Source organism: Myceligenerans salitolerans (assembly GCF_017349295.1).
GTDB classification, from domain to species: Bacteria; Actinomycetota; Actinomycetes; order Actinomycetales; family Cellulomonadaceae; genus Myceligenerans; species Myceligenerans salitolerans.
On sequence record NZ_JAFMPK010000047.1, the window covers coordinates 924,282 to 936,506 of the forward strand.

Sequence of the window (12,225 nt, forward strand, 5' to 3'; positions counted from 1 at the left end):
ATCTCCCGTCGGCAGCCGCTTCGTCACTCCGCGGGCCCGGCCGGCCTGCCGTCAGGCCGGCCTGCGCCGTCGGGCTCCCGGCGCCGAGACCGCCGGGCGGCACCGGCCGCCGGGCGGCACCGGCACGGGTCGCGTCAGGCGACCCGCTGCTGGGGTGCGCCCTGTGCCGTGCGGCCCGGGTCACGCTCCACGACGCCGCCCAGCACGTCGTCGATCTTCGTCATCACTTCGGCCGGGATCTCGACGCCGGACGCCTTGACGTTCTCCGCGACCTGCTCCGGTCGCGAGGCGCCCACGAGCGCCGCAGCCACGTTGTCGTTCTGCAGCACCCACGCCACGGCGAGCTGCGCCATCGTCAGGTCCAGCTCGTCGGCGACCGGCTTCAGGTTCTGCACGGCCGCCAGCACGTCGTCCTTCATGAAGCGCGAGATCATCTTGGCCCCGCCCTTCTCGTCCGTCGCGCGCGAGCCCTCCGGCGGCGCCTGCCCGGGCACGTACTTCCCGGTCAGGACGCCCTGCGCGATGGGCGACCAGACGATCTGCGAGATGCCGTTCTCCCGGGACGCCGGGATCACCTCGTCCTCGATGACCCGCCAGAGCATCGAGTACTGCGGCTGCGACGAGATGAGCTGGAAGCCCAGTTCCTTCGCGAGCGCCGCGCCCGCACGGATCTGGTCCGCGGTCCACTCGGAGACACCGATGTACAGCGCCTTGCCCTGACGGACGATGTCCGCGAACGCCTGCATCGTCTCCTCGAGCGGCGTCTCCGTGTCGTACCGGTGGGCCTGGTAGAGGTCCACGTAGTCCGTGCCGAGCCGGGTGAGGGACCCGTTGATGGACTCCATGATGTGCTTGCGCGACAGGCCCGTGTCGTTGGGGCCGCCCGGCCCGGTGGGCCAGTAGACCTTGGTGAAGATCTCCAGGGACTCGCGGCGCTCCCCCTTCAGCGCGTCGCCGAGGACCTGCTCCGCCTTCGTGTTGGCGTACACGTCGGCCGTGTCGAACGTGGAGATACCGGCGTCGAGTGCCGCGCGCACACACTGCGTCGCGATGTCGTTCTCCACCTGGGAACCGTGGGTGAGCCAGTTTCCGTACGTGATCTCAGTGATCTTGAGACCGCTGTTGCCGAGATACCGGTAGTTGACCATGACTGCACCCTATGACCACGGGACGGCATGGTTCGAATCGAATCGACCTGGTTTCGCCTCCAGGGAACACACCTCCGGCACGACCGGTTGTCCTGGACGATGAGCACCCACACGTCCCCGCAGCTGTCCGTTCTCGACCTGGTCCCGGTCCGCACCGGCCAGACCAGCGCCCAGGCGCTCGCCGCCTCGCTCGATCTGGTCGCGCTCGCCGACAGGCTCGGCATGACGCGCTACTGGTTCGCGGAGCACCACAACATGCCGGGTGTGGCGGCGTCGTCGCCGCCGGTCATGATCGCGGCCGCGGCCGCACGGACGGCACACGTCCGGGTCGGATCCGGCGGTGTCATGCTGCCGAACCATGCCCCGCTCGTCGTCGCCGAGCAGTTCGCCGCGCTCGAGGCGCTCGCCCCCGGCCGCATCGACCTCGGTCTCGGCCGGGCACCCGGCAGCGACCCGGTGGTGTCGGCACTGCTGCGCTCGTCGGGCCCGACGGCGGAGGTGGAGCAGTTCCCCCAGCACGTGAAGGACATCCTGGCGATGATGGGTCCCGAGGGTGCGCGTCTGCGCCTGACCTCGGGGACCCTCTACGACGTGCGGGCGACCCCGGCCGCCGCCGGATCGCCGGACGTCTGGCTGCTCGGGTCCAGCGACTACTCGGCACGTCTCGCCGCAGAGCTCGGCCTCCCCTACGTCTTCGCGAACCACTTCGCCGGTCAGGGCATGGAACAGATCGTGCGGCTCTACCGGGAGAACTACGCGCCCAGCCCGGCGCATCCCGCCCCACGCACCTTCCTGACGGTCAACGCCGTCGTCGCGGACACCGCCGACGAGGCCCGCGAACGCGCGCTGCCACAGCTGCGCGCCATCGCACGGATGCGCACGGGCCGGGCGATGCGTCCCGTCGAGACGGTCGAGGAGGCCCTGGCCGACCGCCCGGACCACCTCATGGGGCGCACGATCGAAGGACTCTCCGAGCGCTGGCTCATCGGCGACGCCGCGACGGCGGCGGACGAACTGCGTCGTCTCGCCGACCTCCACGACGTGGACGAGGTGATGGTCGTCCCGGTCGCCGGAGCGCGGGAGGACGAACCGCTGGACACGACCCCCGGTCGGGCGCGCACCCTGGAGCTCCTGTCCGAGGCGCTCGCGGCCTGACGGCGCGCCCGCCCCGCCCGCACCCGCGACGGCGCGCCCGCGGACGCCCGCAGCGCCGGCGCCCACGTCGCCGGGCCCCCGCCTCAGCGAATCCGGGCCCAGGCGCGCACCAGGCGCGGGACCGCTTCCTCGAGGGCGTCCGCGGTGTGGGGAAAGGTCAGGCGGACCCGGTCGCGGGAGGACCCGTCCGGGGTGAACGTCGGGCCGGAGTTGACCATGACGCCTTCCGCCGCCGCGGCCGCCGCGAAGGCGTGCGCCACCGGCCGGCCGAGCCGGGCCCAGACGAACTGGCCGCCGTCGGGCACCGGCACGTCCCAGGGCAGGGCGTCGCGCAGCGCCGCCACGAGCGAGTCCCGGCGCTGACGGAACCAGTCGAGGCGTCCGGGCAGGATCTCGTCGCGACGTGCGATGAGGTCCGCGGCGACGAGCTGCTCCATCACGGCCGTCGCGATGTCCGTGCTCTGCCGGGTGCGCACCAGCCGTGCGACGACGTCCGGGTGAGCACGGATCCAGCCGATGCGCAGGCCGCCCCAGAACGTCTTCGACGTCGATCCCACGGTGATCAGGTGGGGCGAGGACCCGTCACCGTCGAACGGCGGGTTCGTGTCGGGCGGGCCGGACAGCGCCAGGTCCGTCAGCGTCTCGTCGGCGAGCACCGTCACGCCGGTGCGTTCGGCGAGTTCCCGGACCGCTGCCCGTTCCACGGGAGTCAGGGACGTTCCCGTGGGGTTGTGGTGGTCGGGGATGAGAAACACCAGTCGCGCCCGGGTGCGCCGCACCGTCGACTCCAGGAGGTCCACGTCGAGGCCGTCGTGCCCCGCGGGCACACCGACCGTGCGTGCCCCGATCTCGCGCAGCGTGTCGAGCGCGTGGAAGTAGGTCGGTGACTGGACGACGGCGGTCTCGGTCCGCCGCAGCACGGTCCGCACGGCGAGGGAGATCGCGTTCTGCGCACCCGTCGTCACGAGCACCTGGTCGGGTGTGGTCGGGACCCCCCGCGCCCGGTAACGCTCCGCCACCGCCTCCCGGAGCGGCGCGATGCCGTACGGCGCGTAACCGCCGTGCGCGAGGTGCTCGGGCAGAGCGGCGAGGGCTCGCTCGAAGGCCGGTCCCACCTCCGGCGCGGCCGGTGCGGTCGCCTGGTTGAGCAGTAGGGGGCGCCGGGCGCCGGGCGGCGCGGCGGGGCCCGCGGCTGCGTTCCGGCGGAGCGGGTCGCCGAGGGCCGCCGCCGCGTCGGGCACGGCGACGTCACCGCCGGCAGGGGTCTCGGCGAACCGTGGCAGCAACGCCACCGTGCCGGACCCGACGCGGCTGATGGCGAAGCCGAGGTCACGAAGCCGCCGGTACGCGGCCGCCGTCGTCGTCCGCGAGACGCCGAGCACCGGGGCGAGCTCGCGTTCGGACGGCAGACGGGTCAACGGCGCGATGGTTCCGGCGAGGATCGCGGCCCGCAGGGCGTCGGCCAGGGCCGCGTACGCGGGCCCGCCCGCGTGCCAGGTGCCGAGCAGGCGCGCCGTGGCCGCCGGGGAGAGGTGCCGGTGTGCGGTCGGGGCGATCGTCATGGGGCCACTCTCCCTCCATTGGATATGGAGGACAAGGCCAATCTGGCGGACGCTGGTGCCCATGACAGAACGAACCACCGTCGCCGGACCACCACGCGGCACGAGCGGCGGGTCCGCGCCCGCCTTCGGACCGGTCCGGCGTGCCACGCAGCTCGTGCTCGGGCTGCTGCTGTTCACCTTCTCGATGGCGATGGTCATCCACTCCGGACAGGGCAACACCCCCTGGGACGTCCTGCACGAAGGGGTGGTGCGGACCACCGGGCTGTCGTTCGGGTGGGTCGTGCTCGCCACGAGCCTGGTGGTACTCCTCTGCTGGATCCCGCTGCGCCAGAGGCCCGGGATCGGCACGGTCGCGAACGCCCTGATCATCGCCCTGGCGATCGACCCGTCGCTGGCGCTCCTGGAGCGCGTCGCGCCCGACCCCGGCCTCCTGGCCGCCGTACCGCTGGCACTGACCGGGATCGTGCTCAACGGCATCGCGACGGCCGCCTACATCGGCGTGCGGCTCGGTCCGGGCACGCGCGACGGGCTGATGACCGGACTCGTGGCGCGCACGGGCTGGCCGGTCTGGCGGATCCGGACGGCGATCGAGACCGTCGTGGTCGTCACGGGCGTCCTGCTCGGCGGCACCTTCGGCTGGTCGACGGTGCTGTTCGCCCTGGCCATCGGACCGGTGGTGCAGTGGTCCTCGTGGAAGTGGCTGGCGCCGCGCGGGCTCGTCGGCTGAGGCCGCGCCGCGTCCGGCGGCGTCGCGCCGGCCGACCCGCTGATCGGAACGCGCTTCGTCCCGGGCTCCGTGGTCACGACCGGTCTGAGCGATCAGGACGGAACCGGACCGCTGGACGGGCCGCCCGGTCGATAACGTCCAGGGCATGACACACACGACCCGGAACGACGCACCCTCGCTGGCCGTGCGCCGGCTGCGGCAGCGGCAGGAACACGACCCCGCCGTGCTCCGCGAGATCCTCGCCGAGGGAATGTTCGCGCATGTCGCCGTCGTGCGCGACGGGCTGCCCGTCGTGCTCCCGTTCCTGTACGGGGTCGGCGACCTGGGCCGAGGGCCCGAGCTCCTGCTGCACGGCTCGACGGGCGGCGGCCTGTTCCTCGACGCCGGCGACGACGGCGTACCGGTGTCGGTGGCGGTCACCCACATCGACGGACTGGTGTACGCCACCTCGCTGTTCGACAGCTCGGCCAACTACCGCAGTGCGATGATCTTCGGCCTGGCGACGCCCGTGCCCGCCGACCGCCACGCCGACGCCCTGCGGATCGTGGGCGACCACCTGATGCCGGGCCGCCGGGCCGAGGTCCGGGAGACGACGCGCAGGGAACGCATGGCCACGCAGGTGCTGCGCGTGCCGTTGGACCGCGCGAGCGTCAAGGTCCGGTTCGCGGGGACCGGGGAGGATCCGGGCGACGGCGACCGCACCGTGTGGTCCGGGGTCCTCCCCCTGTCGCTCCACCCGGGTGAACCCGTCACCGATCCGTCGACCGCCGAGACGACCCCGGTCCCGCCCTCCGTCACGACGCTGGCCGCCCGCCTGACGGCTCGCGCCTCCACCCGCCACGCCGACCTCGCCCGGCTCTCGGGCGACGCATGACGCGCGCCCCCGGCCACGGTCAGGGCAGGAGGAAGTCCACGCGGGACCCGACCGGCTCCCCGGCGTGGTGGAGCCGAGCCGCCGACACACCGGCCCCGGCCAGGGACCGCCAGTGCTCGCCCAGCCACTGCTCCGCGTCGAACCTGCTCGTGAAGACCGGCGTGACCGGCTCGGGGAGAAGCTCGCCCTCGTCGTCGTGCAGCGCCCACTCCCAGCGCGGGCGGATGGGCGTGGTCATCCCTGCCTCCCGCTGCCGACCGAACCGGCCGAACGGGTCAGGGCGCGGTTGATCCGCGACGCCCAGAACGGGCCCTCGTAGACGAACGACGTGTACCCCTGGGTCAGGTCGGCGCCGGCGTGCAGGTAGGCGCGGACGTCGTCGGCCGACGTGATGCCGCCGACGCCGATGATGACCGGCCCCTGGCCGAGCCGCTTGCGCAGGCGCATCACCACCTCCACGCCGCGGGACCGCAGGATCGGGCCGGACAGGCCGCCCGGGCCCCGGTCGTGGCCGACGGTGGTGTTCACCGCCACGACGCCGTCGAGCCCGAGTTCCAGGGCGAGGTCGGCGACCGCCTCGATGTCGTCGTCGGCCAGGTCCGGGGCGATCTTCACCAGGAGCGGGACCCGGCGCTGACCGGCCCGGCCGCCGCGGGCGGACAGGGCGGCCGTGGCCTCGTCCGCCGCCTCGCGCACCGCGGTCAGGATGGGCCGCAGCGACTCCGTGGCCTGCAGATCGCGCAGGCCTGGCGTGTTCGGCGAGGACACGTTGACCACCAGGTAGTCGGCCCACGGCGCGAGCAGCCGGGCGGAGTGCGCGTAGTCCTCGGCGGCGAGGTCGGGCCGGGTCCGCTTGGTCTTGCCGATGTTGGCACCGACGACGATCGCGCGGCCGGCCCTCGTGCCCCGCAGGGCACGCAGCCTCTCGGCCGCGGCGGCGGCACCGTCGTTGTTGAACCCCATCCGGTTGCGGACGCCACGCAGGTCCAGCTCACGCCACAGCCGGGGGCGCTCGTTGCCGGGCTGACCGTGCGCGGTCACCGTGCCGATCTCGACGAAGCCGAACCCCAGGGCGGTCAGACCGCGGACCGCCCGCCCGTTCTTGTCGAACCCGCCCGCGAGACCGAACGGCGCGGGCACGGTGCGGCCGAACACGCGGACGCTGCCCGGCCCGCCGATCCCGCGACCGAGGTACGGAGCGAGAGCGCCCTGCACGACGTCGGCCACCACCGGCACCTTGCCGAGCACCTCGATCCCGCGGAACGCCAGCTCGTGCGCCCGCTCAGGGTCCATGCGCCTGAAGACGGCGTTGAAGAGCAACGAGTACGGAAAGCTCATGCCGTGGTCTCCTCCGATCCGTCCGCCGGGTCCGAACCCCGGGGTCCGTGCGCGGCGGGCCCGCGCGTACGCCACAACCACCACAGGCCCACAAAGGGCAGGACGAGCGGGACATAACCGTACCCCTGCCCGTACAGGCTCCATACCGTCGACTCACCGAACACGTCCCGGCTCACGAGCGACGCCGAGCCGACCGCGAGCACGCCCACCGCCTCGACGCCCACCGCGGCCCACGCCACCCGCCGCCACACGGGGGCGGCACCGAGCGCGAGCGCCACCGTGGCCACCACGTACACGAGAGCGGCCAGCGCCGACAGGGAGTAGGCCACGGGCGCCTCGGTGAACTTCGTGGCGAGCTCGTAGGACGAGCGGCCCAGCGCGGCGAACGCCAGGACACCGTAGACGGTGACCAGCACCCGCCCGAAGCCGGCTCCGGTGGACCGGGCACCGGCGACCGCGCGGCCGGACCCCCGCTGCGCGTCACCGGGCCGGCTCACGCGCCCGTCCAGATCTGCCACAGGCGGAAGTCCAGGAAAGCCACGGTCAGGGCGGCGACCAGGAGAACCACGGACGACCACTTCGTGCGTTCCGCGAACGCCCAGGCGGCGGCGACCGGCAGGATCACCAGCGCCGTGGCCATGTAGCCCCAGAACAGGAGCGGATCCGACGGTCCCCCACCGGTCGCGCCGCGGATGGCCGCGGTGATGGCCTGTGCGATGAGCACACCCTCCACGACCGCCCCGCCCCAGAGCTGGTTGAGGATGACGGCCCGGTCCTTGACGACGAACCAGGCGGCCCATCCGCCGAGCGCCACGCAGAGCGCGATCAGCAGGATCAGGAGGGGTAACAGCACGGTGGAAGACTACCGGCGCCACGGAGCGCGATGAAACCGCGCGCCACGGCGCCGCTTGCGCCGGCGGCGGTTCTCGGCACCGCAGCGCCGTCACGAAGTAGCCTGTCGGACGCCCTTGCCTCCATCGGCACGGCGACGGCCGCGTGCGGCACGCGGTCGTCCGCGGCCGCCTTCCGAGGGGATTCGTCATGGTCGAGTTCGCGGTGCTGGGATCGATCAAGGTCGGCGACGTCGCCGTGCGCGGACGGATGCAGCGCACGCTCCTGGCCGTGCTGCTGAGCCGGGCCAACGAGACGGTGCCGGTGTCCGAGCTGAGTGAGCATCTCTGGCCGCGCGCACCGCACGACCGCGCCGGCCAGCGCCTGCACCTGCACGTGCACCGCCTGCGGCAGGTCCTCGGGGACCCGGCCCGGCTGGCTCGCGTGGGCGACGGATACCGCCTGCGGGTGCTGCCGGGCGAGCTGGACGCCGAACGTTTCGACTCACTGGTCCGGGAGGCCGAGAACGCCCCCGAGCGGTGTGTCGAGCTGGTCGACGACGCGCTGGCACTGTGGCGGGGCGTGCCGTTCGGTGACCTGGACGGCCCGGCGCTCGCCGAGGTGACCGCGCGCCTGACCGAACGCCGTCTGTTCGCCACGGAGCTGCGCTGTGCCGCGGAGCTGCGGCGCGGCCGGCACGCGGCCGCCGTGGCCGAGCTCACCGACGTCGTCGCCCGGCATCCGTTGCGGGAACGGCCGGCGGAGCTGCTGATGACCGCGCTGTACCGCAGTGGCCGGCAGGCCGAGGCCCTGGCCGTGTACCGCCGCACCCGGCGCGTGCTGGTGGACGAGCTCGGCGTGGAGCCGGGGGAACGGCTCCGCGTCCTGGAACGGCAGGTGCTGGCCGGTGAGCCGATCGAGACGGAGCGTCCGGCACCGGGCCCGGGCGGTACCGGGCGCCTCACCCCGGCGCAGCTGCCGCACGACGCGAAGGCCTTCACGGGGCGCAGCCGTGAGCTCTCCGAGCTGGACTCCGCGGAAGGGTCCGCCGTGGTGGTGATCAGCGGCACGGCCGGAGTCGGGAAGACGTGGCTGGCGGTCCGCTGGGCGCACCGGGCCCGGGAACGGTTCCCCGACGGCCAGCTCCATGTCGACCTTCGGGGATACGGCCCGGACGACGCCGTCTCGCCCCACGAGGCGCTGGCCGGTTTCCTGCGGTCCCTGGGCGTCGAGGGAGGCGACGTGCCGACGACGACGGCGGAACGTGCCGCGCTCTTCCGCACTCTGCTCGCCGGGCGCCGCGTTCTCGTCATGGTCGACAACGCGCGGTCCGTCGACCAGGTCCGGCCCCTGCTTCCCGGCGGCCGGACCAGCCTCACCCTGGTGACCAGCCGGGACGCGCTGACCGGGCTGGCGGTTCGGGAGGGGGCCCGACGGCTGGAGCTCGACCGGATGCCCGCCGGGGAGGCGGCCGCGTTGTTCCGGGAGACGGCCGGCGGCCAGGCCGCCGACCCGGAGGCCGTCACGACGGTCGTGGAGCGGTGTGCGCGGCTGCCCCTGGCCCTGCGGATCGCGGCCGAGCAGTTGTCCTTCCGGCCCGGGATGGACGTCGCGCGGCTGGCGGCCGAGCTCGGTGAGGAGAACCGGCTGGACACCCTCGACCTCGACGACCCGCACACCGCCGTGCGCTCGGTCTTCTCCTGGTCGTACACCCGTGCCGATCCGGCGGCGGCGCGCCTGTTCCGGCTGTACGGCCTGCATCCCGGCCACGATCTGAGTACGAACGCCCTGGCGGCACTGGCCGGTACGGACGTCGCCACGGCCCGGCGGGCGGTCGGCTCGCTGGTCCGCGCCGGCATGATCGAGCAGGGCCCGGCCGGCAGGCCCGCGCCGCACGACCTGATGCGGGAGTACGCGCGGGAGCTCGCCCTCGCGCACGAGCCGGCCCCGGAGCGGGAGGCGGCCCTGCACCGCCTGTCCGGGTGGTACCTGCACACGGCGGTGGCCGCACGCCGTCTCGTGGACCCGGCGCTCGGACCGATCGCGCTCGCCGGTCCGCGCCCGTCGGCGGTCCCGGCGTTCCCGGACCGGGGCGCGGCCCTGCGGTGGTTCGACGTCGAGCGGCCGAACCTGGTCGCGGTCGTCCGGTACGCGGCCGACGCCGCACCGGACCTCGCCTGGCGGCTCGCCGGGTCCCTGCTGGCGTACTTCTACCTGGGCAAGCACTGGGACGACTGGCTGACCACGCACCGCCTCGGCCTGACGGCCGCCCGTGCCTGCGAGGACCCGCTGGGCAGCGCCCGCATGCTCAACGGTCTCGGCGTCGCCTACAGCGACCTCGGCCGCCACCACGAGGCCGTCGCCGTTCACGAGGAGGCGGACGCCCTGCATCTCGTGGCGGAGGATCCGCCCGGCATGGCCTGGAACCTGAACAACCTGGGCGTCGTCTACGACAAGATGGGGCGGTTCGCCGATGCGCTGGACCGGTACGAGCGCGCGCTGGAGCTGTTCACGGCGCTCGGCAACGACCACGCGCGCGGCCTCGTCCTGTACAACATCGGCGATCTCCAGCTCCAGGCGGGGAACACGACGCACGCGGCAGACCTCATACGGCGGGCCCTGCGCATCCAGGAACGCGCCGGCGACCTGGGAGGCCGCCGGTTCGCGCTGCGCGGCCTGGGCGACCTCGCCAGCGGCGCGGGCCGCCCCGCCGAGGCCCGGGACCACTACGGCCGGGCCCTGGACCTCAGCCGTGAGCTGGGTGACCGGCTGCGCACGGCCGAGCTGCTCGACCGGCTGGCGCGGGCCGAGACGGACCTCGGCAACCACCGCGTCGCCGCCGCCCATGCCCTTGAGGCCGCCGGCATCAGGACGGCCCTCGGGGCCCTCGCCGGTCGCGCGGAGACGGAGGACCACGCGCCGGCCCGGGAGTCCGCAGGCGGTCCGACCCCGCCGGCCGGACCCGCCGACCGGTCCCGTCCCGCGGCGCCGCAGGGCCGGCACGACGGCGCCCGCCGGCGCCGCCACGACCGCCGTCGTGCGCCGGGATAGCATCGCGGGGTGACCGACCTTTCCCTCTCCAGCAAGAATCCGATCGCCGTGCGCGCGGACGCCCTCGTCGTCGCCACGGCCAAGACGTCCGACGGCGTCGCGATCGTCGCCGACCACCTCCCGGCCGAGCTGGTGACCGAGATCGAGGCCATCGCCCCGCAGCTCGGCATCACCGGCGCGCGGGACGAGGTCCGCAAGGTCCCCGCCGGGCCGCGGCTCAAGGCCGACGTCCTCGTGCTGACGGGCCTCGGCGAGCGCGCCCAGGACGGCACGTTCGATCCCGAGATCCTGCGCCGGGCCGCGGGCGCCGCCACCCGCGAACTGTCCGGGGTCGCCTCGGCCGCCCTGTCCCTGCCCGCGACGAACGACGCCGAGCTGGCCGCCGTCGTGGAGGGCGCGCTGCTGGGGGCGTACCGGTTCGACCGGTACCGGTCGAGCGACGACGACGGGGCCAAGGAGCCGGTCGCCTCCGTCGAGGTCCTCACCACCCTGGCGCGCGGGGCCAAGGCCAAGGCCGCCGTCGAGCGGGCCGCCGTCGTCGCCGACGCCGTGCACGCCACGCGCGATCTGGTCAACGCCGCCCCGAACGAGCTGTACCCGGCCACGTTCGCCGACGCCGCGAAGGCCGCGGCCAAGGACGTCAAGGGCCTCAAGGTCACCGTGCTGGACGACAAGCAGCTCGCGGCGGGCGGCTACGGCGGCCTCACCGCGGTGGGACAGGGCTCCTCGCGCGGACCACGCCTGGTGAAGATGTCCTACACGCCCGCCAAGGGAGCCAGGTCCGCGGAGAAGGTCGCGCTCGTCGGCAAGGGCATCACGTTCGACACGGGGGGCATCTCGCTCAAGCCGTCGGCCAGCATGGAGACCATGAAGTCCGACATGGCCGGCGCCGCGGCGGTACTCGGCACGATGGTCGCCGTGGCACGGCTCGGCCTGCCGGTCGCCGTCACCGCCTACCTCTGCCTCGCGGAGAACATGCCCAGCGGCACGGCCCAGCGGCCGTCCGACGTCATCACGATCTACGGCGGCAAGACCGTCGAGGTCCTCAACACGGACGCCGAGGGCCGGGTCGTCATGGCCGACGGGCTGGCGTCGGCCGTCGAGGACGGACACGACGTCATCGTCGACATCGCGACCCTGACCGGCGCCCAGATGGTCGCGCTCGGTCCGTACACGGCCGGCGTCATGGGCACCGAGTCGGTGCGCGACGACCTCAAGGCGGCCGCCGACGCGGCCGGCGAGCTGGTCTGGCCGATGCCGCTGCCGGACGAGTTGCGGCCGAACATCACGTCCAAGGTCGCCGACGTGGCCAACTCCGGGCCGCGCTGGGGCGGGATGCTCAACGCCGGGCTGTTCCTGCGCACCTTCGTGGGCGACACCCCGTGGGCCCACCTCGACATCGCCGGGCCGTCGTTCAACGAGAAGGGCGCGCACGGCTACACGGCGCCGGGCGGCACGGGCGTAGGCGTCCGCACCCTCCTCACCTACCTGGAGACCCGAGCGGCGAGCTAGAACCCGCGAACCACGATGCGGTCGGTC

11 protein-coding genes are annotated in these 12,225 nt (G+C 73.9%); 5 read left to right on the top strand and 6 right to left on the bottom strand.

Features of this window, described 5'->3' with window-relative positions; translation table 11 throughout:
- Positions 1-134: 134 nt before the first annotated feature.
- A complete protein-coding gene (locus tag J0911_RS17650; RefSeq protein ID WP_207276747.1) occupies positions 135-1,148 on the bottom strand; it encodes an aldo/keto reductase family protein in 1,014 nt (337 codons plus the stop codon).
- Between the two features lie 99 nt (positions 1,149-1,247).
- Here J0911_RS17650 and J0911_RS17655 point away from each other — a divergent pair, with 99 nt between their 5' ends.
- Complete coding sequence (locus J0911_RS17655) at positions 1,248-2,303, top strand: LLM class flavin-dependent oxidoreductase (protein ID WP_207276748.1); 1,056 nt, start codon at positions 1,248-1,250, stop codon at positions 2,301-2,303.
- 83 nt (positions 2,304-2,386) lie between these two features.
- On the opposite strand, the gene yczR is transcribed toward J0911_RS17655, so the two are convergent.
- Positions 2,387-3,865 carry a MocR-like transcription factor YczR gene (gene yczR, locus J0911_RS17660; protein WP_207276749.1) on the bottom strand — a complete coding sequence of 493 codons (1,479 nt, stop codon included), beginning with the start codon at positions 3,863-3,865 and terminating at the stop codon, positions 2,387-2,389.
- Positions 3,866-3,926: 61 nt separating this feature from the next.
- Between yczR and yczE the strand changes: the two genes are divergently transcribed.
- Entirely contained in the window at positions 3,927-4,592 is a 666-nt protein-coding gene (gene yczE, locus J0911_RS17665) for a membrane protein YczE (RefSeq protein ID WP_242636771.1), read from the top strand.
- A 145-nt stretch (positions 4,593-4,737) separates the two neighbouring features.
- The gene (locus J0911_RS17670; protein ID WP_207276750.1) at positions 4,738-5,466 is read left to right on the top strand and encodes a pyridoxamine 5'-phosphate oxidase family protein; all 729 of its coding nucleotides are present in this window, start codon (positions 4,738-4,740) and stop codon (positions 5,464-5,466) included.
- A gap of 19 nt (positions 5,467-5,485) precedes the next feature.
- On the opposite strand, the gene J0911_RS17675 is transcribed toward J0911_RS17670, so the two are convergent.
- The 4 genes from J0911_RS17675 to J0911_RS17690 are packed head-to-tail and all read right to left on the bottom strand — an operon-like array spanning position 5,486 to position 7,657.
- Complete coding sequence (locus J0911_RS17675) at positions 5,486-5,704, bottom strand: hypothetical protein (protein WP_207276751.1); 219 nt, start codon at positions 5,702-5,704, stop codon at positions 5,486-5,488.
- A complete protein-coding gene (locus J0911_RS17680; protein WP_207276752.1) occupies positions 5,701-6,804 on the bottom strand; it encodes a quinone-dependent dihydroorotate dehydrogenase in 1,104 nt (367 codons plus the stop codon). Before J0911_RS17680 ends, J0911_RS17675 begins: the two co-directional genes overlap by 4 nt.
- Positions 6,801-7,313: a hypothetical protein gene (locus tag J0911_RS17685; RefSeq protein ID WP_242636974.1), complete on the bottom strand. Its 513-nt coding sequence runs from the start codon at positions 7,311-7,313 to the stop codon at positions 6,801-6,803. Before J0911_RS17685 ends, J0911_RS17680 begins: the two co-directional genes overlap by 4 nt.
- Positions 7,298-7,657, bottom strand: coding sequence for a hypothetical protein (locus J0911_RS17690; protein WP_207276753.1), 360 nt, complete (start codon positions 7,655-7,657; stop codon positions 7,298-7,300). The genes J0911_RS17685 and J0911_RS17690 overlap by 16 nt, the downstream gene beginning before the upstream one ends.
- A 188-nt stretch (positions 7,658-7,845) precedes the next feature.
- On the opposite strand from J0911_RS17690, the gene J0911_RS17695 reads away from it, so the two are divergent.
- Complete coding sequence (locus J0911_RS17695) at positions 7,846-10,686, top strand: AfsR/SARP family transcriptional regulator (RefSeq protein WP_207276754.1); 2,841 nt, start codon at positions 7,846-7,848, stop codon at positions 10,684-10,686.
- 9 nt (positions 10,687-10,695) lie between these two features.
- On the top strand, positions 10,696-12,198 hold the full coding sequence (locus tag J0911_RS17700; RefSeq protein ID WP_207276755.1) for a leucyl aminopeptidase: 1,503 nt from the start codon (positions 10,696-10,698) through the stop codon (positions 12,196-12,198).
- Positions 12,199-12,225: the final 27 nt, after the last annotated feature.